At 47.5% G+C, this 23,428-nt stretch carries 21 protein-coding genes and 1 pseudogene; 6 read left to right on the top strand and 16 right to left on the bottom strand.

All coding sequences use genetic code 11. The features are described from left to right. Positions 1 to 426: 426 nt before the first annotated feature. Complete coding sequence (locus BFO_RS02335) at positions 427 to 945, bottom strand: L,D-transpeptidase family protein (protein WP_014223976.1); 519 nt, start codon at positions 943 to 945, stop codon at positions 427 to 429. A gap of 307 nt (positions 946 to 1,252) precedes the next feature. Here BFO_RS02335 and BFO_RS02330 point away from each other — a divergent pair, with 307 nt between their 5' ends. The 3 genes from BFO_RS02330 (at position 1,253) to BFO_RS02320 (ending at position 5,000) form a co-directional block, all read left to right on the top strand. Continuing rightward, complete coding sequence (locus tag BFO_RS02330; RefSeq protein WP_052449021.1) at positions 1,253 to 1,579, top strand: hypothetical protein; 327 nt, start codon at positions 1,253 to 1,255, stop codon at positions 1,577 to 1,579. Positions 1,580 to 2,358: 779 nt separating this feature from the next. Further along, positions 2,359 to 4,515, top strand: coding sequence for a TonB-dependent receptor (locus BFO_RS02325; protein WP_371706629.1), 2,157 nt, complete (start codon positions 2,359 to 2,361; stop codon positions 4,513 to 4,515). Further along, complete coding sequence (locus BFO_RS02320; RefSeq protein WP_041590593.1) at positions 4,512 to 5,000, top strand: DUF4625 domain-containing protein; 489 nt, start codon at positions 4,512 to 4,514, stop codon at positions 4,998 to 5,000. Before BFO_RS02325 ends, BFO_RS02320 begins: the two co-directional genes overlap by 4 nt. Positions 5,001 to 5,143: 143 nt before the next feature. Here the strand turns inward: BFO_RS02320 and BFO_RS02315 are convergent, their stop codons facing one another. Genes BFO_RS02315 through dxs form a run of 3 tightly spaced genes read right to left on the bottom strand, consistent with a single transcriptional unit; the run spans position 5,144 to position 9,873 of the window. Continuing rightward, complete coding sequence (locus BFO_RS02315) at positions 5,144 to 6,601, bottom strand: TrkH family potassium uptake protein (RefSeq protein ID WP_014223972.1); 1,458 nt, start codon at positions 6,599 to 6,601, stop codon at positions 5,144 to 5,146. 6 nt (positions 6,602 to 6,607) lie between these two features. Then, positions 6,608 to 7,948 carry a Trk system potassium transporter TrkA gene (trkA, locus tag BFO_RS02310; RefSeq protein ID WP_014223971.1) on the bottom strand — a complete coding sequence of 447 codons (1,341 nt, stop codon included), beginning with the start codon at positions 7,946 to 7,948 and terminating at the stop codon, positions 6,608 to 6,610. Beyond that, positions 7,945 to 9,873 (bottom strand): 1-deoxy-D-xylulose-5-phosphate synthase, encoded by a 1,929-nt coding sequence (dxs, locus tag BFO_RS02305; protein WP_014223970.1) that lies wholly within the window; start codon positions 9,871 to 9,873, stop codon positions 7,945 to 7,947. The genes trkA and dxs overlap by 4 nt, the downstream gene beginning before the upstream one ends. A gap of 326 nt (positions 9,874 to 10,199) precedes the next feature. On the opposite strand from dxs, the gene BFO_RS02300 reads away from it, so the two are divergent. Then, the gene (locus tag BFO_RS02300; RefSeq protein WP_014223968.1) at positions 10,200 to 11,198 is read left to right on the top strand and encodes a malate dehydrogenase; all 999 of its coding nucleotides are present in this window, start codon (positions 10,200 to 10,202) and stop codon (positions 11,196 to 11,198) included. 304 nt (positions 11,199 to 11,502) lie between these two features. On the opposite strand, the gene BFO_RS02295 is transcribed toward BFO_RS02300, so the two are convergent. From BFO_RS02295 to BFO_RS16535, 10 genes are all read right to left on the bottom strand, one after another. After that, a complete protein-coding gene (locus BFO_RS02295) occupies positions 11,503 to 11,883 on the bottom strand; it encodes a hypothetical protein (RefSeq protein WP_041590592.1) in 381 nt (126 codons plus the stop codon). Between the two features lie 143 nt (positions 11,884 to 12,026). Beyond that, positions 12,027 to 12,464 (bottom strand): putative quinol monooxygenase, encoded by a 438-nt coding sequence (locus BFO_RS02290; RefSeq protein ID WP_014223966.1) that lies wholly within the window; start codon positions 12,462 to 12,464, stop codon positions 12,027 to 12,029. A gap of 67 nt (positions 12,465 to 12,531) precedes the next feature. Beyond that, positions 12,532 to 13,524: a tryptophan--tRNA ligase gene (gene trpS / locus BFO_RS02285; protein ID WP_014223965.1), complete on the bottom strand. Its 993-nt coding sequence runs from the start codon at positions 13,522 to 13,524 to the stop codon at positions 12,532 to 12,534. A gap of 16 nt (positions 13,525 to 13,540) precedes the next feature. Further along, entirely contained in the window at positions 13,541 to 14,209 is a 669-nt protein-coding gene (locus tag BFO_RS02280) for a hypothetical protein (protein ID WP_041590591.1), read from the bottom strand. Positions 14,210 to 14,240: 31 nt separating this feature from the next. Then, positions 14,241 to 14,915 carry a hypothetical protein gene (locus BFO_RS02275; protein WP_140230600.1) on the bottom strand — a complete coding sequence of 225 codons (675 nt, stop codon included), beginning with the start codon at positions 14,913 to 14,915 and terminating at the stop codon, positions 14,241 to 14,243. A 48-nt stretch (positions 14,916 to 14,963) separates the two neighbouring features. Then, positions 14,964 to 15,569, bottom strand: a complete 606-nt coding sequence (gene yihA, locus BFO_RS02270) for a ribosome biogenesis GTP-binding protein YihA/YsxC (protein ID WP_041590590.1) — start codon at positions 15,567 to 15,569, stop codon at positions 14,964 to 14,966. A gap of 106 nt (positions 15,570 to 15,675) precedes the next feature. Then, on the bottom strand, positions 15,676 to 16,332 hold the full coding sequence (gene fsa / locus BFO_RS02265) for a fructose-6-phosphate aldolase (protein WP_014223960.1): 657 nt from the start codon (positions 16,330 to 16,332) through the stop codon (positions 15,676 to 15,678). A gap of 204 nt (positions 16,333 to 16,536) precedes the next feature. Continuing rightward, the gene (locus BFO_RS02260; RefSeq protein WP_014223959.1) at positions 16,537 to 16,815 is read right to left on the bottom strand and encodes a hypothetical protein; all 279 of its coding nucleotides are present in this window, start codon (positions 16,813 to 16,815) and stop codon (positions 16,537 to 16,539) included. A 19-nt stretch (positions 16,816 to 16,834) separates the two neighbouring features. Beyond that, on the bottom strand, positions 16,835 to 17,446 hold the full coding sequence (locus BFO_RS02255; protein WP_014223958.1) for a peroxiredoxin-like family protein: 612 nt from the start codon (positions 17,444 to 17,446) through the stop codon (positions 16,835 to 16,837). A gap of 165 nt (positions 17,447 to 17,611) precedes the next feature. Further along, entirely contained in the window at positions 17,612 to 17,788 is a 177-nt protein-coding gene (locus BFO_RS16535) for a hypothetical protein (protein WP_014223957.1), read from the bottom strand. Here BFO_RS16535 and BFO_RS16530 point away from each other — a divergent pair. Next, positions 17,711 to 17,967 (top strand): annotated as a pseudogene (locus tag BFO_RS16530) (IS1380 family transposase); the annotation flags it as partial. The gene BFO_RS16535 and the pseudogene BFO_RS16530 sit on opposite strands and share 78 nt — an antisense overlap. A 497-nt stretch (positions 17,968 to 18,464) precedes the next feature. Here the strand turns inward: BFO_RS16530 and BFO_RS02245 are convergent. Then, entirely contained in the window at positions 18,465 to 19,112 is a 648-nt protein-coding gene (locus tag BFO_RS02245; RefSeq protein WP_014223956.1) for a hypothetical protein, read from the bottom strand. Then, positions 19,109 to 19,588, bottom strand: a complete 480-nt coding sequence (locus BFO_RS02240) for a hypothetical protein (RefSeq protein ID WP_014223955.1) — start codon at positions 19,586 to 19,588, stop codon at positions 19,109 to 19,111. The genes BFO_RS02245 and BFO_RS02240 overlap by 4 nt, the downstream gene beginning before the upstream one ends. Before the next feature lie 528 nt (positions 19,589 to 20,116). Between BFO_RS02240 and BFO_RS02235 the strand changes: the two genes are divergently transcribed. Further along, positions 20,117 to 23,416 (top strand): SusC/RagA family TonB-linked outer membrane protein, encoded by a 3,300-nt coding sequence (locus tag BFO_RS02235; protein WP_244262938.1) that lies wholly within the window; start codon positions 20,117 to 20,119, stop codon positions 23,414 to 23,416. The last annotated feature ends 12 nt before the right edge of the window (positions 23,417 to 23,428 follow it).

Here is a 23,428-nt window from a genome sequence, read left to right as displayed (position 1 = left end):
TTCAAGCCAAGTATTTTTCTAATAACTTGTTGTAAATACTATTTTCTCTCAAAAAGCATAGTTTACAGAATATTTTTGCATATGTCCACAGATTTCTGCCACGAAAACGCATATTGTTTCTTAAAAATAAGCATCTGAAAAGAAACGTAAATAGAATATCATCATCCGGCTGACTGCAAAAAAATCCGATACATCGCCTTTTTTATCAAAGTCTTTTCATTTGTTTTCTTGTACCGGAAAAACGCATGATCTTTGCAAAAGTTCAGCGCAGAAAAAAAAGCAAAATCAGACATTTCTATCATTTGATTTTCAAACCATTGTAGTCAATTGGTCTAATATGCCGTATCGGCAAGTAAATGGGGATTACCAACGATTAGCATATCTCATCGACGAAAAAACACTGCAAAGGTTTCGGTGAGAATATATTTACGGTTTAATCTCGATCGGGGTTCCTATCGGTACGGCTTGATAGAGCTCTTCCACCTCTTCGTTTGTCAAGGCGATGCAGCCGGCTGTCCAGTCTTTGAGCAGGTGTATTTTTCCGATCCAGCCCCAGCCGTTCTTCAGTCCGTGTATTTTGATATGTCCGCCGGGAGCTTTCCCGATTTCTTTCGCATGTGCGATGTCCCGTTTGTTGGGGTAGGAGATTCCCAGATTCTTGTAATAGCCGCTGTGAGGGTTTTTATCATGAATCACATACTTTCCTTCGGGCGTACGCTGATCTCCTTCAAATGCTTTATGTCCGAGAGGATACTTTCCGAGTGAGATCGGATACGTCTTCAACAAAGTCTCACCGGAGTAGAGACTCAGTCGCCGTTTGCTTTTCTCGACGACAATCTTATTGACCGTGAGCGATGGGGCGAGCGGTTTATCATGCATTCCCAAGAGCCACAGCCCCGCCATCCCTGCGACGATCGTTACTCCTATTATCCATCCGCACTTCATATTCAATGTCTTATAGAACCGACAGAAAACACCCTACCCAGCCTATATCTGCACCGGGTATTGGCAATTAATCTCTGCAAAGATATGCAATGAAAACGAATCGTTGCTTCAGACACGTTGCTTTCAGTCTTTATCGGTGCCGAGAGAATGGTTTTTGCGTAGCTCTTATATTAAAAATAGTTGAATTGGGCAAATAAAAGAGGTATTTTGCAGAGGTCTCGCCTTTTGTTTCCAACTGACGGTTGGATAGATTTGCATCATTGAAAAATATTATTTTACTTTGCGCTTTCAACTTTGCAGGAAGATTGTGATAACAGGTGCAAAAGGAAGATATGTCATCGCGACGTTGCTGCTGGCTGCGTTGCTACCCGTCTTTGTGGTGAAAGCATTTCACCGTCACGAGGCGTGTGGGTATGATATGTGTTGCACGCACGGAGAGAATCCGCAAACCACCTCGTCGGATGACGATTGCTTCATCTGCCTCTTCAATCTCCTGCCTTTCACACAAAGTGAAATATTCCGGATTCGTCTCTTTACCCTTCTCACCGCTGAGCGTAAACCGGTGGCAGCTGTTTGTGAAACCATCCGTCCGCTTCTTTACGCTTACGCTCTGCGTGCCCCACCGTACATTTAATTATTAATGGTCAGTTGTCAATTGTTATGCGTGATACACGATATAATAATTGTAAATAGATGATTGTTAGTTGGCTATGCATAATGCATGCCAAGTCATGTACCCGGAAGATAACTCTTGACCGTTAACAATTAACCATTAAACTAAATCGGGCTTTCAGCCTTTTGAGTATTAGATGCCTGCCCTTTGGGCATTTGAATGTTGAGTTGTTTAATTGTTGAAATGTTTCGATTGTTGACTGAAAGCTGAATGCTAACTGATAAATTGCATCAGGCTTACAGCCCTCAAAAACAAGACAGGGGAATCGATACCCTACCCTTTATGGGATGGGGCTGAAATAGAACGGACTTTCAGCCCATGTATGCCCCTGGGGCGTTTAATCTTCGCAGGTGGAAATAATTTCGATGGTTAACTGTTAATGTTTAATCGTCAATGGTTATGCGTGGTACAGCCCCAATCATGTACCCTGCATGACAATTAACAATTAATAAATAGAGGTGTGTTAATTCAGCTCAATGCGAAGCGTTGGGAGAAAAAGGGTACACATCTCGGCGCAGGGTTGTAAGCCGATGTAATGATTGTTTTGGATGTTGATTTGTTTGGCTGATAGACTAAAAACAGAAAAACGAAGAATGACGAATGCTGACCGCTGAATGAAAACTTGTGGTAAAATGAAAAAAAGTAACAAGGTCGTCAAGGTAGTAAAGAATAACCATTAACCATTAAATGAGTGAAACTTACGGTTTATCCGATCGCTAACGTAATAATTTTGTATGAATATCAGATATAGTTTGCTGCTGCTGATTCTTTTTGCGGTATGCTCGGTCGACGCCCAGAGCGAAGCGCCCGACAGCATGAAGCACGTGTCCTTGTCCGAAGTTGTAGTCTCGGAATCGTATCATCGGCAACAGCAGAAGATGACCGCTCTCACGATCGACGTGGTGCGGAAAGACTTTCTTAACCGTCATTTCACGGGAAACCTCGTGCAAACGATGGAGAAGATTCCCGGCGTCCGTTCGATGGATATCGGTGCAGGCTTCTCCAAGCCCGCCATTCGTGGCCTCGGCTTCAATCGTATTGTCGTGTCCGAGAACGGGATCAAGCAGGAAGGGCAGCAATGGGGCAGCGACCACGGATTAGAGATCGATGCTTTTAATGTCGAAGAAATCAGGGTGCGCAAAGGTCCGTCGTCGCTCATCTTCGGCAGTGATGCCATGGGAGGCGTCATCGAAATTCTGCCGGCCACGTGGCCGGCAGTGGATCAGCTTTTCGGTGAGGCCGTGATACTCAGCAAATCGCTCAACGGCACGCTGGGAGGATCGCTGATGCTTGGCCTGCGCAAAGGCGCGTGGCTCGTTAGGGCACGCTTCTCCGAACAGCGCTACGGCGACTATCGTATACCTGCCGACACAATTGTCTACCTCACACGCAAAATCCCCGTCTATGGTCGAAGGCTCAAGAATACGGCCGGCATGGAACGTAACGCTTCTTTCTTCGGGGGATACCGAAGAAACCGTTATCGGATGAATGTGACGGTCAGCAACGCTTTTCAGAAGATGGGCTTTTTTCCTGGTGCACACGGTGCCCCGGACCTCTCACGTTTGCAGGACGACGGCAACAGCCGTGACATTGCGTTGCCCTACAGCCTCGTCAATCACTTCAAAGTGATGACACATCAACAATACACGCCCGACGATCTCATCCTCTCGGCCGACTTTGGCTATCAGTATAATCATCGCGAAGAATGGAGTGCCTTTCACACCCATTACGATGCGCAACTTCCGCCTGCGCAAGACCCCGATAAGGAGCTGGAATTTCGTCTGCATACATTCAGTGGTGCACTCAAAGCGCGTCTGTTGCATCATCTGTCGTGGGAGCATACGGCCGGGCTCGATGTGCAGGCGCAAAAGAACGATATCGCCGGATACGCCTTTCTGTTGCCCGAGTATACGCGTTTTGCCGCGGGCGGATACTGGCTGTCGACTTACCGTCCCACCCATGAATTTGCGCTCAACGGCGGTGCGCGTTATGACTTCGGGAAGATAGATATCGCTCCCTCCGACGATCCTTTTCTGGGCGAATATCTGCGTCGCCAAGGGTATATTAATGAACAGGTAAAACGATATAAACAAAGAAGTTATGATGTAAACCGTATTTTCGGTGATTATTCTTTCTCGGCCGGCATCGTGTGGAATCCGTCGCCGCTTCATCTGTTCAAGGCGAACATCGGGCGCAGCTTTCGCCTGCCCGGCGCCAACGAACTGGCCTCGAACGGTGTCCATCACGGTACCTTCCGTCACGAGCAGGGCGATGTGACCCTCCGCTCCGAGCGCGGCTGGCAATTCGATGCCTCCTACAGCCTTACTCGGCCAGGGCTTGAACTGACCGTGTCGCCCTTCGTCAGCCTCTTCGACTGTTACATCTATCTTCAGCCCACGGGCGAGTGGTCAGCGCTACCTCATGCCGGGCAGGTTTACCGTTATACCCCCGCGCGGGCATTGTTTGCGGGTGGAGAAATTGCGTTCGATCTCGATCTGTCGCGCGGGTTACACTACCGTTTCGCCGGTGAGTATGTTTATACCCGCAATCGTGATACGCATACGGCACTCAACTTTTCGCCGCCGCTCTCCATACGTCAAACACTGAGTTGGGGCTTCAAACGCTTCCGCTCGTATGTCGAGTGGCAGAACATTGTTGCTCAGCACCGCATCGCCCGCAATGAAGACGCGACACCGGGCGCTCAGCTGCTCCATGCCGGAGCGAGCATGGACTTTGCTGTAGCAGGCATGATGGTTGAGCTGTCGCTAAGCATTCGCAATCTATTCGATGCGAAATATTTTAATCATTTAAGTTTTTATCGGAAGGTTGAAATCCCCGAACCGGGACGAAACTTCCAATTATATATTAAAGTACCATTTAACCAACTATTAAAATGAGAAAAAAGTTTTATTTTTCAGCAGTCTGTCTATTGGCAGCCAGTTCATTCATGCTCGTGTCTTGCGACAAAGACGAGAAAGCGGATGTAACGAAACCGGAGATCAAGTTGAATGCTCCCAAAGAGGGTGCGGTGTTAAAAATCGGCGATAAGCACGGTGTGCATTTCGACATGGATTTGTCGGACGATGTGATGCTGAAGTCGTATCTGATCGAAATACATAGTAATTTCGACAATCATACCCATACTAAATCGGGTGATGGCACGGTGGCGTTTTCCTTTAAGAAAAGCTATGATGTGTCGGGGAAGAAAAACGCACATATCCATCATCACGATATCCAAATTCCGGAGAACGCCACACCGGGGAAATATCACCTGATGGTGTATTGTACCGATGCTGCCGGAAACGAACAGCGGATTCCCGAACGTAATATTGTACTGAGCAAAGACGCGCCCGATCATGACGGTCATCATCATGAACATTAATCGGGCGTAACAGTCAATAAACGTAGCGATAGTAGCTGTTATGGGGGCTTCCGCCTTCGGAAGATTCTGTGACAACTTCAAAAAGAGGAGGGGGATCAAAACAAAATGTTTGGCCCCCTTTTTTACACATTGCCACTTTGGGTTTATCGCTTCCAGAAGCCGGGTAGGAGAATCGTCAAGACGGTAAAAATTTCCAGACGTCCGATCATCATCAGGAACGAGAGGATCCATTTGGGGAAAGCCGACAGGGCGGAGAAATTGCCATCGGTATATTGCCCGAGGGCAGGCCCTACATTGCCCACTGCACTGACGGATATGCCGAGTGCCTCTTCAAAGTTCAGCCCGTCGAGGACCAATACGACTCCTCCGAGCAGAATCAAGCCCATATAGACGAATGCAAAGGTTGAAACCCGCTGTACGATATGGGATGGGATGATTTGACCACTCATTCGGATCGGAAGCACGGCATTCGGATGCGTTTGCTTCTTAAACTCGTTGAGCATGTTCTTGATCAGGATGACAAAACGTCCCATCTTCAGTCCGCCGCTGGTTGATCCGGCGCATCCGGCCACGACCGAAATAAAGAGCATGATGAAGGTAAAGAAAGCGCCCCAGGTTGAATAGTCGGCCGTCAGATAGCCGGTTGTCGAGATCAGCGAGGCTACTTGAAAGAGTGATTGACGAAATGCTTTTTCGATACTCGTTTCGTGCTGGTGAACCAACAACCAAATCGTTACAATGACAGTGGCCGTAGCGATCACACCATAAAACCAGTGGAGTTCTTCATCGCGCACGAGCTTATGCCAGTGTCTGCGTAACGAGAAATAAAGCAGCGTGATGTTTGTTGCGCCGAGGCACATCCCGAAACAGATGATGTACTCGGTATACGCCGATTGCCAATACGCAACACCTTCATTTTTAGTTGAATATCCTCCTGTCGAAACGGTGGTCAGTGCGTGATTGATCGCATCGTAGGCATTCATCGGGCCGATCCAGAGCAACCCGAAGACAACGCCTGTGATCAACAGATAAATTCCGAAAAGGCGTTTGGCTACCTGCGTGATGCGTGGCAGGAAGCGCTCGTGTGTGATGCTCGGGGTCTCAGCATCGAACAGCTGCGAGGCGGTACCGCCAAAAATCGGCATCAGGGCAACGGTAAACACGATGATCCCGATACCACCTTGCCATTGGGTCAGGCTGCGCCAGAACAGCAGTCCTTTCGGCAGGGCCTCGATGTCGGTCAGGATGGTTGCTCCGGTAGTAGTGAAGCCGGACATCGTTTCGAAGAAGGCATCCGTGACGTTGTCAATATAGCCGCTTATCAGGTAAGGCAGCATGCCGAGAAAGGAAAACATCGTCCACATAAATGACACGCTGAGCATCCCTTCCCGGCGTCCGGAACGATAATCATTTCCTTTCCGCCCGATCAGATACAAGAGGAGCCCGGTGCCGGACATGATCCCCGTCGAGATGAGTAACGGGTAGAAATCGCATCCGCCATATCCGAAGGCGACTCCGGTTGCGGCCAGCATAAAAAAACTTTCAAGGAGATGAGTCATCCCCAGTAGCTTGACAATATACCGGACATTCAGTTTAAACATCGTTTCTCAGTTGAAATAGTCTTTGAGTTTACGCATGGCCGATTCGAAACAGAAGACCATCACACGGTCGTTGGCCTGAATCTGTGTACTGCCTTCCACCATCATCGGGACGCCGCTGCGGATCAATCCTCCGAGCGTCATGTCTTTGGGCAGATGCAGGTTTTTCACCGGCTTTCTTGTGATACGCGAGCCGGGCTTGGCTACCAACTCCGCCACATCGGTATTTGCGAAAGCGAGACATTTGACATTCGAGACGTCGGCGTCGAGAAGAAACTGATAGATATGGCTGGCTGCGATCAGTTTTTTGTTGATGACTGAACCGATATCCATCTTCGAAGCCAACGGAACATAATCGAGGTTCTCGACTTGTGCGATGGTTTTATAAACCCCAAATCGTTTGGCTGCCAGACAAGCCAGAATATTCGTGCTCGAATTTTCCGTCAGGGCGATAAACGCCTGTGTATTGAGGATGCCCTCTTGTCGCAGTAGGTCGGTATCGCGACCGTCGCCATGGATAATCAGCACGTTCTTAGGTACTTTTTCCGATATCTGCACACACTTTTCCCGGTCGGTTTCGATGATCTTGATGTGGATGTTATCCGGCATATATTGGCTGGCCCGGATGGCAATGCGTCCTCCTCCCATGATGATGATATTCTTTACTTCCGGATTTTGTTTGCCGGTCTTTATCCGTACTTCTTCGATCCATTCACGTGTTGTCGTGACAAAAATAAGATCGCCCGATTCGATATGGTCTCCTCCGCCGGGAATGATCATCTCGTGTCCTCGCTGAATCGCGACGATATGATAAAGCTTCCGGTTGTTCGATAGCAGTTGTATGAGGGTTTGGTTGATGATCGGTGCGTCGTCACGTACCTTGATGCCGAGCAGGATCAGATTCCCTCCGAACAACTCCCAATACTGACGTGTCCACGGGCGTTTGATGGCCTCCACAATCTCTTTGGCTGCCAGCATCTCCGGGTAAATCATGGAATCGACGCCGATTTTCTGAAACAGTTCTTTGTTCTTGGGCAAGAGATATTCATAGTTGTTGATTCGGGCAAATGTCCTTTCGGCGCCCAAGTTGTGCCCTAACATACAGGCTGTGATGTTTGCGGTTTCCTCCGGTGTCACGCTGACAAACAAGTTGGCCTTGTCTACACCGGCTTCTTCGAGGTCGTGAAGAGATGTCGGGTTTCCTGTAAACGGCAGGATTTCCATTCCTGAGCGAGCAAAAGCCAGTTTTTGTTCGTCCGTATCCATGAGGGTGATGTCATGCCTTTCTCTCGACAACATCTTGGCCAGATGAGTGCCGACCTCTCCTGCACCTGCAATAAGGACTCTCATGGTTCTTCCGTAATTGGTTCGTTTCGTTTCCGACTCTGACGGATTGCCTTGAGAATGCTCTCGGCATCCATACCACATTGCTGAAACAGTTCCGGAATACTTCCATGTTCGATGAATGCGTCTGGAATGCCGATGCGTTTGATGCGCGGCGTATAGCCGTGTTCACACATAAATTCGGCAACGGCTGTACCCAATCCACCGATAACGGTCCCATTCTCGACGGTGATGATGTGCGCAAATCGTTTTCCGATGTTGTGCAGGAGCGTTTCGTCAAGTGGTTTGAGAAAAATCATATCATAATGAGCGACCGATATGCCTTCTTTCTCGGCCGTCTTGACCGCTTTGATCACTTCGTTGCCGATTGAACCGATCGAAAGCACGGCTATATCGCTTCCTTCGTGCAGTTGTCTGCCTTTTCCGACGGGAAGTAATTCCATCGTATTTTGCCAGTTCTCCAGTTCGCCTTTGCCGCGCGGATAGCGGATAACGAAAGGCCTGTCCGAGGTTTGATACGCCGTGTACATCAAGTTGCGCAAGTCGATTTCGTTCAGTGGCGAAGCGATGACAAGGTTGGGTATCGGACGCAGATAAGCCAGATCGAAGGCGCCGTGATGTGTCATGCCGTCTTCGCCCACTAATCCCGCCCGATCGAGGCAAAAGATGACATGCAATTTCAGGATGGCTACGTCGTGAATCACTTCATCGTATCCGCGTTGCATAAACGAAGAATAGATATTGCAGAAGGGAATCATTCCTTCCTTGGCTAATCCTGCGGAGAATGTCACAGCATGTCCTTCGGCGATGCCGACGTCAAAGGCGCGGTCGGGGAAAGCTTTCATCATGAAGCCCATTGAGCAACCTGTTGGCATGGCAGGAGTGATTCCTACGATGCGTTTGTCTTTTTCAGCCAGTTCTACTAACGTATGTCCGAACACATCCTGATAGAGTTGCGGTTGGTTCAGCCGTGCGGGAATGATGCGTTTTCCCGTTTCCTTGTCGAAACAACCGGGTGCGTGCCACTCGATTGCAGACTGTTCGGCCGGCTCAAAGCCTTTCCCTTTCCTGGTCTTGAGATGCAATAGCTTTGGCCCCTGCATATCTTTGATGTCTTTGAGTTTTTGCACCAGATTGTTTACGTCATGTCCGTCGACCGGGCCGAAATAGCGGATACTGAATCCTTCGAACAGGTTATGCTGCCGATTGATCAATGCTTTCAGACTGTTGTTGAAACGCAGGATATTTTCCCGCCGGTCTTCGGAGACTAAATTAAGCTTTCGGAGTTTACGGTATACATCGTAGCGAATCTTGTTGTATGTTTGGCTTGTCGTGATGTCGACGAGATAGCGGCTCAGTCCGCCGACGCTGTTATCGATGGACATGTCGTTATCGTTCAGAATGATCAGCAGATTGTTGGGATTGGCCGATGCGTTGTTCAATCCTTCGAAGGCCAATCCTCCTGTCATGGCGCCATCCCCGATGACTGCTACGACGTGACGGCCGGGTTCGTTGTTTATCTCAAAAGCGGTTGCCATACCGAGCGCCGCCGAGATGGAATTGGAGGCATGTCCTGCGATAAAGGCGTCGTACTCGCTTTCCTTCGGATTGGGGAAGCCACTGATTCCTTTATACTGGCGCAAGGTTCGGAATGCATCGCGTCGTCCGGTCAATATCTTATGTCCGTAAGCCTGGTGTCCTACGTCCCACACGATCCGATCATGAGGGGTGTCGAATACGTAATGCAATGCTACGGCCAGTTCGACAGTACCCAGGTTCGCTCCTAAATGTCCGGGAGTTTTGGATAACACGTCGATGATATACCGTCGCAGCTCTGCACATACGTCTTCCAATCGGTCAGCCGAGAGATTACGCAGGTCGGAGGGAAAGTGAATCTGTTCCAATAAGCTTTCTTGCTTGTTTGTAGTCATCCTTTCTTTCTTTTTTTTTGCAAATTTACGGAATTTAGCGTAGATAAAGATGACAAATCGTTTTGAAAATCGTATGAAGAGAGATCGAAAAAGGCAGATTATGCCTTAAGATCAATCTGTTATGTTTTGTAAATGAGCTTGATCGGACTTATATCACGACCTTCTTCACTTGGTCTTTTCAAATTCTTTCGGTATTTTGCAGAGATATTTTCTTTCTTTTTATCTTTTCGGAGCAAATTCAATACGGAAAAATTTCTTTATTCAAAAATCAAACCGTACTTTTGTAGCGTTCTGAACATTTTACTAACATAAAAATAAACAAGACTATGGGATTCTTAACGAACGAAAAATTGACGATTGTCGGTGCCGGCGGGATGATCGGTTCCAATATGGCACAGACGGCTGCGATGATGAAACTGACTCCGAACATTTGTTTGCAGGATGTGTATGAGCCGGCTCTGGAGGGAGTCTATGAAGAGATGCGTCACTGCGGATTGGAGGGGATGAATTTCACGTATACGACGTCTCCGGCCGAGGCGTTGAAGGGTGCGAAATATGTCATTTCGTCGGGTGGTGCTGCACGTAAAGCCGGCATGACACGTGAAGATTTGCTTAAAGGCAACGCCGAGGTGGCCGAACAATTGGGTAAGGACATTAAAGAATACTGTCCGGATTGCAAGCATGTGGTCGTGATCTTTAATCCGGCAGATATTACGGGGCTGATCACGCTCATATACTCAGGCTTGAAACCTTCGCAGGTGACAACGCTTGCTGGGCTTGATTCGACACGTCTGCAAAGCGAGTTGGCGAAGTACTTCAAGCTGCCGCAGAGTACTGTGACGGGATGCTGTACGTTTGGCGGACACGGCGAACAGATGGCTGTTTTTGCTTCGACGGCAAAAATCAACGGCACGCCGCTGGTCGACCTGATCGGAACAGACAAATTACCGGCCGAAGCATGGGCTGCATTGCAACAGCGTGTGACCAAGGGCGGTGCGAATATTATCAACTTGCGTGGACGTTCTTCGTTCCAAAGTCCTGCTTACGTATCGGTCGAGATGATACGTGCTGCCATGGGGGGAGAGGCGTTCCGGTGGCCGGCCGGCACTTACGTGTCGTCAGGCGGATTCGACCATATTATGATGGCGATGCCTGTTGAAATCACGAAAGACGGATGTACGTACAAAGATGTACAAGGTACGTCTTCCGAGATGGCTGATCTGAAAAAGAGCTACGAACATCTTTGCGCAATGCGTGACGAAGTGATCGGACTTGGCGTCTTACCTCCGGTTGCAGAATGGAATAAAGTGAATGCTCATTTATAAAAGATTGATTGTTCCCGGAAAGAGATGTTTATCGGCTTTCGGGAGAAGGCAGAACTACAAGGGGGGGGGCAGTTGATCTCGGCCGTTGAGTGTTTTTGTAGGCTAATGAAAATCCCTGTCTCTATGGGAAACCTGTGAGATAGGGATTTGTTCTGTCCTGCCGGTTCGTAACCGAGCAAGAGAGGGTGTTTTTTTCGGAATATGAGAGGAGCCGGTTCTTTTTCGTGTAGACTGGCCATAACGAAAAAAGGCCACCTTTTTTTGAGAAAGGCTGCCTTTTTTTCGATAGTCAAAAAATAGACATTTATTTCGCTACAGCTTTCTGAGCTGCTTCTGTCAGTTTCTTAGCAGCATCTTGGAATTTCTGAGACTGTTCCGGAGTCAGGTTAGCCATTTCTTTCTGCAGGTCAGCAGCCAAGTCCTGCACTTTCTGCCCGAGCTCAGCCATTTTCTGTGTTGCTTCAGCATCGCCGGCAGCTACTTTTTCGTACAGAGGTACCATTTCGTCGACAAGGCTCAGGTATTGATCCAAAGCACTTCCTTCGGCAGGAGCAACTTCGGTAGCAGGAGTTTCCGTTGCTACGGGTTCTGTCATTTCACCTTCGGTTGTTTCAGCTTTCTTACCACCGCAAGCAACCATCATAACCATGGCCAAAGCCATCATAAACATTGAAATCTTTTTCATCTCTTTAAAAATTTAAAATCCTGATTGATGTTTTTTATTTGCGCGACAAAGGTAAAAAGAAAAAAATGTTTTACAGCATAAAAAAAATATTTTTTCTTTTTCTACCTAAAAAAAAAGGATATTTGTCCGTCTCTTTTTTCTTACTAAAATTTTTCAACGAGCAAATCGCCGTCGAGCAAATCGGTAATGGCATCGGCAAAAGCTTTGAAATGTTCGGACGAAGCATGGGTCTCGAATGCCGCCGCATCTTTATATGCTTCGTAAAAGATAAAAGTGGTAGGCTGTTCGGGCGACTGATAAAGGGTATAGCTGACATTCCCCTCTTCGGCGCGAGTGGCTTCGACCAGTTTCTTTGCGATCTCGAGAAATGCTTTTTCTTTTCCGCTTTTTACGGTAGCCCGAGCCACGATGATTTTCGTTTCTCTCACGGGCTGAGCCGCACGGATCGAGTCACAGGCAGCCTGTACGGCAGCCGCTACTTTTTCTGCACACAACGTATCGGTGTCCACACTTTTTCCTCCATTGCACGACATCGTTCCAATCAGTGCAATAACCATCAATAATAATCCAATCTTTTTCATCTTTTATTTATGTTTTAAAATGAATAACCGTCGTAAGAATAAAAATTCTTTCTTTCTTCATCAACGTTTATCGGTAGGATTTGAATCCGATGATGCGACGTACTTCATCAAGAGTAACCGCTGCGCTGGCCGACGCTTTCTCGGCGCCTTCGGCAGCAATGGTATCGAGATAAGTATCATGGGTGACGATGTTCTTGATGCGTTCGCGAATCGGTGCACAAAACATGTTGATATCGTCGGCCAATTGCTTTTTCATGTCTCCATAGCGGATTTCGCAGTTGTTATATTTCTCGTTGAAATAGTCATACGTCTCCTGAGCAGATACGATCTCCATCATGGTAAAGAGGTTCTGAATCACTTCCGGCTTCTCGCTGTTAGGCGTTGCAGGGCCGGAGTCCGTGACAGCTTTCATCACTTTCTTATGGATCGTTTTTTCGTCGTCCGTCAGATAGATCGCATTACCTTCGCTTTTCCCCATCTTGCCCGATCCGTCAAGTCCGGGAACTTTTACGGCCTTGTCTGAGAGGTGAAACGATGCCGGTTCGGGGAAGAAGTCGACTTCGTAAATCATATTGAATCGTCGGGCGCATTTGCGTGCCATTTCCATGTTTTGTTCCTGGTCTTTCCCTACGGGTACTTTGACTGCACGATGAATCAGGATATCGGAAGCCATGAGCGTAGGGTAGGTCAGGAGGCCGGCATTCACGTTGTTGGGTTGGGTGCGTACCTTCTCCTTGAAGGTTGTCACGCGCTCCAATTCGCCCAGATAGGCATTCATATTGAGGTAGAGATATAATTCGAGTACTTCATGCACATCGCTTTGCACATAGATCGTGGCCTTTTGCGGGTCGAGTCCACAAGCCAGATATTCGGCGAGGATGGTTTTCACGCTTTGGCGGATATGTTCGGGGCGCGGATGGGTGGTGAGTGAGTGCCAGTCGGCAATAAAGAAAAAACACCGGTACTCATCCTGCATGCGCAGAAAACTTTTGACCGCCCCGAAGTAATTGCCCAAGTGTAAGTTGCCTGTGGGTCGGATGCCGCTTACTACTGTTTCCATATGTTGTTTCATTTTTTTATTTCACCCAATATAATAAGGCTACGATACCGATGATCAGAAGGCTGATGGCCGTGAGCACAAGCACGGTGAGCAGCATGCGTTTATGGGGAGACATGGTTTTGCCCAAATGTATGCGCTGATCGAAATGGCTGTAGATATCTTTTTTATTTTTATCCCGGTAGCTTCCGGAGAAGTCGACAAATCGTCTTTTGTTTTTGTTGCGTGCTTCATAGCCGCAAGTGCCGGCAATGGTATTCTCGTACCAGGCCTGTTCATCTTTGTCAAAGCCGGCGATAGCTCGTTGCAAGCTTTTTTCGAAATCGTCAAGGTCCGTGTAGCAAGTACTTACTTCGTACAAATCGACGTAGATTTTCATGTCGGTGAAGTCGGAGATTTGCAGGAAGTAAATCCAGTCGTCGAACAAGGGCAGGCACGAGGTGTAATATTTTTCGATGTAGTTTCGCCGTCCCGTAGCTTTTGCAAGGGCTTTCAGTTTATCGAGCGCCATGCTTGTATCGTCGGGCATCGTATGGGAGGCCTGTTTGATTTTTTCGCTGTAGTGTCGTATATCGTCATCGCCTACAAGCATGAGCCAAAAGAAAGGCAAGGGATTCCCTCCTTCGAAGAGAGGAACTTCCTGACCGTCTCGTTGTTTGGCAAAAACGCATGCCTTTCTACTTTCCATTGCAGTACGGATTGTTTTTTGAGAAATCGGGTTATTGGTTGAGTTGCATCAGCTTTTGTACGGCGCCGTCGTTACGCTCTTTGAGCAGGTCGATGGTTTTGCCTCCGTCGTAAGCCATGTAATAAGCCATATTGAGCAGGCGTTTTTTTACCAGGATGCAGTTGGCTGCGCTGATAACGGTCGATTCCTGACCGTTTTCCTGCCGGTATTTCATCAGGACGATCATCGTCAGTACGTCGGAGCAAGGGCTGTATTTCTCGATGATGGCAGGCTGTCCGATCATCAAGGTGTTATATACGTCTTCGACTTGCCGGCCCAGTTCCTGCCAGTTGGTGCCTACGAGGCTTTGTTCGAGCTGTTGTTGCATGAGGGGCAGGTCGGTGGCCGTGGCTTCGTAGTTTTCGCGATTGTAGTCGCCGTAGAGCATGAAATAATTATCGAACGAAAACGTTCCCAGACTGTCGATTCGTTGATATGTTTTGTCGTTCAGATAGTATCCGAGCAGAGGGCCGCTTTCGCGATATTTCTGCGTGAAGGCCTGTACACGAGGGTGAAGGCGACATTCTTTCATCCCGTCGATGGTGGGGAGGCAGATGTTTACGTATCCGTACCATTCCGAATGGTTACAGGCATCGTTTTTTCTGTTCCCCGACAAGGAGCAGCCGATAAGCAGTACCAATGAAAGCGCTCCGATGATCTTTTTCATTTTTTCTTTGTTCTGTTTATGCGCGCAAAGATACATAAAAAAGTTAAATCAGGAGGTTCTTATCTGCCGATTAATTTCGTCGATATAATGGAGGATTTCTTCGCGTCCGTCCCTGTTTTCGGATGAGGAGGTAAGGATATTCGGCAGTTCTTCCCAGGTCTCGAGCATTTTTTGACGATAGGCGTCAAGGTTTTCCTGCAGCCGTCCTTTGCTGATTTTGTCGGTTTTGGTGAAGATGATGGCAAAGGGTACTTCGTTTTCGCCGAGCCATTCCATAAATTCGAGGTCGATTTTCTGCGGTGCGTGCCGGCAGTCGAGCAACACGAAGAGGCAGGTCAGTTGGGGGCGGCGCAGGATATACGATTCGATGATGCGTCGCAGATTTTCGCGGTTTGCTTTGCCGTGCTGTGCATAGCCGTAGCCGGGCAGATCGACTATGTACCAGTCGCCGTTGATGATGAAGTGATTGATCAGTTGCGTCTTGCCTGGCTTCTGTGAGGTCATGGCCAATCGTTTGCGTGCGGTGAGCATATTGATCAACGACGACTTGCCGACGTTCGACCGTCCGATAAAGGCATATTCGGGACGTGTGCCGTCAGGGCATTGCTGCACGTCGGTATTGCTGATGACAAATTCCGCACTTTTGATTTCCATCATGACTTTCTTTGTTTATTTATAAATGGGTTTAATTCCTCGACTTTTGGGTCGAAAAACAAATCTGTTTGCTTATCTTCTCCATGAATTGGATGTGTTCTTTTTTTCAGCCGTTTACTTTTTTGTAGTCGGCAAGGAAGGTGGCCAGTCCGCTATCTGTCAACGGGTGTTTCAGGAGTCCTTTGATGGCGCTTAGGGGACAGGTGGCCACATCGGCACCGGCCTCGATACATTGTATGATGTGTTGTGTGTGTCGGATGGAGGCAGCCAGCACTTGTGTCTCGAACTCGTAGTACGCGTACATGTCTACGATTTTCGATACGAGCTCGATACCGTCGCTCGAAATATCGTCGAGACGTCCCACGAACGGAGAGACGTACGTGGCTCCCGCCTTGGCCGCCAGCAATGCCTGCCCGGGCGAGAACACGAGCGTGCAGTTGGTGCGGATACCTTTCGTGCCGAAGTGTTTGATGGCCTTAATGCCGTCGGCCGTACAGGGTACTTTCACAACGATGTTGGGATGCAGCGCGGCCAGCACCTCACCCTCGGCAATCATCCCTTTGTAATCGGTGGCAATCACCTCGGCGCTCACGTCGCCCTCCACGATCCGGCAGATTTCTACATAATGACGGTGAATCGCTTCCTCTCCCTTGATGCCTTCTTTGGCCATCAGCGAAGGGTTCGTGGTCACGCCGTCCAATACTCCCATGTCGTTAGCCTCACGGATTTGGTCCAGATTGGCCGTGTCGATAAAAAATTTCATACAATATTTGTTTTATTTAATGATACTTGTCTCCGTTATGCGTCTTCAAAGTTACAACAAAAAACGTGAGCAGCCCAGCGTTTTTTTAGTCGATTGCTTATGAGACGGTTTTTATGTCTCGGCCTCCCTTCCTCCTCCTTCAAACCTGCGTTTCGTTTTTTTCTTTTGAAGGGGGAGGAGAGAGGCGATGGGAAATAAAATTTGTTACTTCACGATAACCTTATGTCCCGTGCCACCGAGTGTGATGATGTAGAAGCCTGCGGGCAGTGGGATGCGGGTCGTTCCTGCACCGATGCGTCGACGTTCGATCTGCTGTCCACCGAACGTATAAACAGCTACATCTACGATCTGTTCCGTTTCCACCACAGCGGCGTCTTCGGTGCCGTAGACTCGTCCCGAAGCCTTCCCGACCTTGATATTACTGTACGGATTGCCGTCTTCTCCATACGTGTATTTCAAGATAAGGAGTCCTTTTTGAGGCATGTTTTTATTGACATTGTGATCAGTTTTTGGCTTTTGCTCCGATTTTCTTCAATTCTCCGACAATTACTTTGGGGTTGGCACGCTGCTTATAGTCGGCTTCTACAAAAGCATAACGGATAATACCTTTTTGGTCGATTATATAAGTAGCGGGCATAGGCAGCTCGGCAGAATGATTGCCATTGTATGCCGAGAGTTGAAATCCTTGTTCGTAACGTGTTGCCGTGGTTTCGTCCAGTTTGAATACCAAGCCGTATGTACGTGCCACCTCGTTGTTGAGGTCGGAGAGAACTTCGAACTGCAATTGATGCTTTTCCTTAGTAGACAGGCTGCTGTCGGGCAATTCGGGTGTAAGGGCTACCAAGAGTGCTCCCTGTGCTTTTATCTCGGGCAAGGCATCTTGCAGCTGTTTTAGAGCCAAGTTGCAATAAGGGCACCAACCACCTCTGTACCAAGTGAGTACTACATTGCTCTTCTCTAACAGAGAGTACAATCTTACAGGTTTGCCCTGTGCGTTTTTCAGAGTAAAATCTTTGGCTTTGTCGCCTACTTTCAGTGCCTTCGAAGCATCTTGTGCATAAAGGGTAGCCGCAGATAAAAAAGATGCTGCCAATACTAATTTCAATATCTTCATCGTTTAATAAATTTGTTTGTTAGGGGAACCAAAGGTAAGAAAAAATCTTATACCTACATTTCGCAAAACTCTGATTTAATTATTTTTATAATGTTCTAAACAACTTTTTATTGCTCATTGATGCCGAATGGTAATGCCAATGTGCTTTTTAACCAGTAAGACACATTAGAACGTATCTTCTCCCGTCTTGCTTGAAGAACGCCATGTCCATATCAAAAGGGCAAGAACGGACTGTGGCTCCTGCTCAAGAGAAATTGTCAGTACATGATTGAATTCTACAATCAGCGAGGGAGCAAGGAATGCATCTTCGATGACCTCAACAACGGGCTTGGATGGAAACATCTGCCTAAATTAAATCCTTTATGGCAGAGCATACCGTGTTCCTGATCCTCACAGCCCTCATAAGAAACTTCTATAAACTGCTGATGCAGGATGGAGGAATAAAGGTCTTTGGGCAGAAGCCTACAAGCAGGGTCAAGGCTTTCGTCTTCAGACTCATCGCCGTTCCTGCAAAATGGATTATCCTGGATTCCGCAATAAAACAAATAAGCATGAATTTAATTCAGGCCTTCAGCCCTCCGAACAAGGTCCGGATGTCGATCCCCCACCCTTATGGGATGGGGCTGAAATAATTCGGGCTTTCAGCCCTTTCGGGTAATGGTTATGCGTGTTACACGCCGAATCATGTACCCGGCATGACAATTAACCATTAATAAATAGGGGGCGAGATCATTCAGCCCAATGCGAAGCGTTGGGGAAAAAGACATCGCATCTCGGCGGAGGGCTGTAAGCCTGACGTAACCCTTGTCATATATTCGTACATCCATTATTAATGGTAAACGCCAAACAGTGTATCGCGTAATTTGGGTTAAACAAACTAAGGTTTTATTCTGTGTTGCGGGTTTAAGGTGGATTTCAAAAAACGGCTGTTATGTCTCGGCCGCTCTTCCTCCCCTTTCAAGCTTTCGTTTCATTTTTTCTTGAAGGGGGAGGAGAGAGGCAATGGAATATAAATCGATTATTTCACGATAACTTTATGTCCCGTGCCGTTGAGCGTGATAAGGTAGAAGCCTACGGGCAAGGGGATGCGGGTCGTTCCGGCGCCGATACGTTGGCGTTTAACCGGTTGTCCGCCGAATGTATAAACAGCTGCTTCTACGGTCTGTTCCGTTTCCACCACAGCGCCGCCTACGGTGCCGTAGACTCGTCCCGAAGCCTTCCCGATCCGGATATTGCTGTGAGGATTGCCGTCTTTGTAGAAGTAGAAATACCCTTCTATGTCCCACATCTTCCACTCTTTGGAGTCCTTCGGGCGGATACTGAATCTTTTTTTGGTTTGAAGGCCTTTTTTATTAAAGAGATAGTCGTGTTTATACCATCGGTCGGGGGTGATTTGGTCGCGTATCAGTTCTTTTCCCCCACGTTTGAACGAGAGGGAAGTATAGCTGCTGTCGGTATACGAATAATATGTATCGCCGATGCGATAGCGTTTACCGTCATCGCCGGTAACGTATGTCTCTTCGGTATGTTGATCTTTTATTTTCCAGACCGTAACGCGTCCTTTCTTATCAAGCAGGATTTCTACTTTGTGTTTTGCGATAGAATCCTTTTCGGTGTCGATATTCAGCCTCTCGGTGACGTTGAGTACGTACCCGCTGTCAGTCATCGTATATTGATAATCGACGATTCATACAGTTTGCCTTTCGTCGGTGGGTTTGTTAGCCTGTCGTAATGTTCCTCTTTGAGGAGCCTGCCGTCTTTTCCATAGGTATATTTCACAACGTGAAACTCCTTTTCGGGAGAAACGTTGCCATCCGTATCGACTCTTTTCGGGACGTATGTCGATCGGTAGAGCAGGTGCCCGTCGGGGGAATACTTTTGGATGGTTTGACTAAGAAGCCCGCATTGATGAGTCGTTGTATCCGTTAGCCAGTCTTTGCCGTATCGGTGGATGAAAGAACAAAACGGATACATGATGTTCGTACCACCTCCACTGAGATAGGTCTCACATGTTGTTGAGTCTGCTATACTCCTCTTGGTTTTCATGTTCAGCGGGTGCTTGGGACCCGTGATGGTCTGCGCCGAAAGCATCCCGGTCATTATCCATAGCAGGGCGGTTGTTGTAATTAATTTTTTTTTCATGACGTAGAATAGATGTTTTATTGCTCAAAATTGATTTTGGTTGTCAATTTTTTTATTTGTTATTGCTTATCGACCGATTGGCTTCAAAGTTATAGATTATTTTTCAAATGTGTCCAAGGAAAAATAAAAAAAAGTTTTTGGGGATGAGGTTCTTCTCTGATTCGAGTTGTACGTATAAAGCTTTGTTTTCTGCTTGTATGATAGTAAAAGTGGTAGAAATATTTAAATTTTAAATTTTTGAGGCTGTTTTGATAAAAAAAATAAACTTTCGGGCAGGGTGTTTGGGGAAATGTACGTCAAGTAGATAAAAGTGAAAAAATGTTCGATGCGTTTTTTCTGTCTTATTTTCGGATAGCGGAAGTTTGAGGGCGATGCGTGCGTCCGATGTACGGTCACCATAAAGGCAATGCATTAAATAAACTGTCATAAATACAATGTAACGATAGAAGGAAAGAAAAACAGACAGGAAAAGGCGGTAAAAGGTGCTTATATACAATTAGATAAACAGTTGAAAATATGGATGATTCAATGAAAAAGGCACTTGGGGAATGTGTCGTATTCCGTAAAATCCCCCGTTTGATCAGGGGCATGTCGCTCTTGTTATGTCTGTTGGCCATTTCGTTGCCGGAGGTGCAGGCCGATCCCTGGAAACAGAAGAGATTGATGGAGACGGAGAACACGGCCCTCGGAGAAAAAAGCGTGCTTTCGTCCATGAATATGCATGGAACGGCAAGGTCGGTAGCGAAAGAGATTCAGCAACAGAAAACCGTCAGCGGCCGGATTGTCGACGAGCAGGGTGATCCGGTGATCGGCGCCAATGTCGTTGAAAAGGGAACGACAAACGGTACGGTGACGGATGCCGACGGTCGTTTTTCACTGTCTGTGGCGTCGAACTGTGTATTGCATGTGTCGTATATCGGGTATTTAGACGAAGAGGTTCAGATCTCCGGAAGAACTTCCGTGAATATCACCTTGCGGGAAGACACGAAATCGCTGGAAGAGGTGGTAGTGGTTGCGTATGGTACGAGTAAGAGGTCGGTATTCACCGGTTCAGCGGCGAGTGTAGACCATACCAAACTGCAGAATCTCAATGCTTCGTTCGATAAATCGTTACAAGGACAGGTAGCCGGATTGCAGGTGATGTCTGCTTCCGGACAGCCGGGTTCTACCTCGTCGTTTCGTATTCGTGGCTCGGGCTCGTTGAATGCTTCGAATGAACCGTTGTATGTTGTGGACGGAGTACCGATCTCGGCCAACACAAAATACAGTAAATTAGCCGAGGATAACAGCAACTCATCCAGTATTCTGGCTACGTTGAACCCGCAAGATATCGAGTCTGTTACGGTCTTGAAGGATGCTTCGGCCGCCTCTTTATACGGTTCGCGTGCGGCCAATGGCGTGGTATTGATAACCACGAAAAACGGAAAGCTGGGCAAGGCTTCCGTTTCGTTTCATACCCAATTCGGATTGGCGTCTGTTCCCAAAGCTTACGATATGATGAGTTCGGCCGAATTCTATCGGATGAAATGGCTTTCGCATTATGAACAGAAACGTGAAGCCGGTGAGAGTCCTGAAAAAGCAGCCGTTTCTGCCAATGCGTTTGCTCAAGGGGCCATCACGTTTAATCCGTATAATGTGGATCAGCCGATCGATGCCAACGGGAATTTGGTAAACGGCGCGCGGATCATTGTCGATACAGACTGGCAGGATGAGATCTTTAAAACGGCGTTGACGCAAGATTACAATGTAAATGTTCATGGAGGGAATGAGAAGACGAATTATTTTTTCTCGGCCGGTTATTACGACCAGGAGGGAGTGACGCCTTCGGCCTTGTACAAACGATATTCCGGAAAAGGAACGATATCGACGGATGTTGCCTCGTGGTTGAAAGCCGGAATGAACATCACGTTTTCTCATTCAATACAGCATTCCGAAGTAGGAGGAGGTGCCGGTGCGAGTCCGCTGTACAACGCTTTACTGTTCCCCAACGGAGTGCCGGTCTATCTGACAGACAGAGACGGAAATCCGATCCTCGATTCATCCGGGAACAAACAATATAATTTCACGAATCCGACCTCGTTGGATTTCAATCCGATAGCTATACCCCAGATGGATTTGAATCGCAGTAAAAACTATCGTTTTCTGGCCTCTGCGTTTCTTGATTTCAAACTGTATGAGGGCTTAAACTTCAAGACTGTGTTTGCTCCCGACTATATTCATTACTCGGAGTCGAGATATTGGAATAAAGAACATGGTAACGGGCCTGCTTATAACGGACGTGCAGACCGTTATCATACGACCGATCTGGTGTACACGTTTACCAATACGCTGAACTATACGAATCGTTTCGCGGAACGGCATCTTCTTAATGCAATGGCGGGTTTCGAGTATTGGCAGAGTGATTATGAGAGAGTAGAGGCAGGGGCAACCACGTTCCCTCTGAATAATATGTATGAGTTAAGCTCCGGGGCTTCAGCACTGAGTCCTCAGTCCAAATCGACGAAAGAGACCCTGATCTCTTATTTCGGACGTGTTGAATATACGTATAGCGACCGTTATAATTTCTCGGTCAGTCTGCGTAGCGACGGTTCATCGATTTTTGGTGTTGATAACAAATGGGGAACGTTCTGGAGCGCGGGAGCATCCTGGAGAATCGAACAGGAAGACCTGATGAAGTCTTTTGAATGGCTCGATCAGCTCAAGCTACGCTTAAGTTACGGTACCTCCGGAAATAATCAGGGGCTGGATCGTTATCAATCTTTAGGTTTGTGGGATAGCAGCTCCGACTACATCTACGGGACGTCGTCCGGTACGGGACATACGCAACTGGCGAATCCGCATTTGAAATGGGAAAAGCAGGCTATGTTTAACGTCGGTGTCGACTTTCGTTTCCTGAATCGTTTCTACGGATCGGCCGAATATTTCTATAAAAGCTCGAAAGATTTGCTTTATAAATATCCGCTTGCTGCATCGAATGGTTTTGAATCGATCATGATGAATATGGCGAAGGTCGCCAATTACGGTGTGGAATTGACCTTAGGAGCCCATGTTTTGCGTGACTCCCCCCTTAAGTGGAATATCGATTTTAATTTGTCGGCTATACGTGATGAGATTAAAGACCTTGTGGGAGACGATCAAATCATTTCGAACACAAAGAAGATATGGTCGAAAGGATATAGTCAGTATGAATTCTACATGCCGACTTGGGCCGGGGTCAATCCGGTTAACGGAGACCCGCAGTGGGTAAAAATCGATGCTTCAGGGAATCGTGGTACGACAAATGTTTACAGTCAGGCCACTTATGAGAAACAGGGACGTGCTACCCCGGATTTCTATGGGGGCTTGAGTACGAATCTCTCTTACCGGGGATTTGACTTGTCCGTATTGTTTGCTTACAGCTGGGGAGGCCTGGTCTATGATGCGTTATACGCGCAGATTATGCATGACGGTAATCAGGCCGGTGCACAGATGCATAAAGATGAACTGATGGCTTGGACATCGTCGAACACGAATACGAATGTACCGAAATATGTCAATAACAACACGAATGCTTCGGATGGTATCTCCACTCGTTTTCTTTACGATGCGACCAATATCAAGCTCAAGAACGTCACCTTGTCTTATACGCTTCCATCCGGCCTGAAACCGGTATCGGATGTGTTGAAAGGAGCGAGAATATTTGTCAGTGCCGACAATCTGTTTACTTGGTTTAAGGACGACTGGAAAGGGTATTCCGATATCGATATTTTCGGGATCGGAGGATACAATACTTTAACGGCAATCCCTGTGCCCACGACATTGACGATGGGTTTTAATCTGACTTTTTGATCATATAAACAT

This window comes from Tannerella forsythia 92A2, assembly GCF_000238215.1.
Classification (GTDB): Bacteria; Bacteroidota; Bacteroidia; order Bacteroidales; family Tannerellaceae; genus Tannerella; species Tannerella forsythia.
This window is presented reverse-complemented; position numbering and strand designations above follow the sequence as displayed.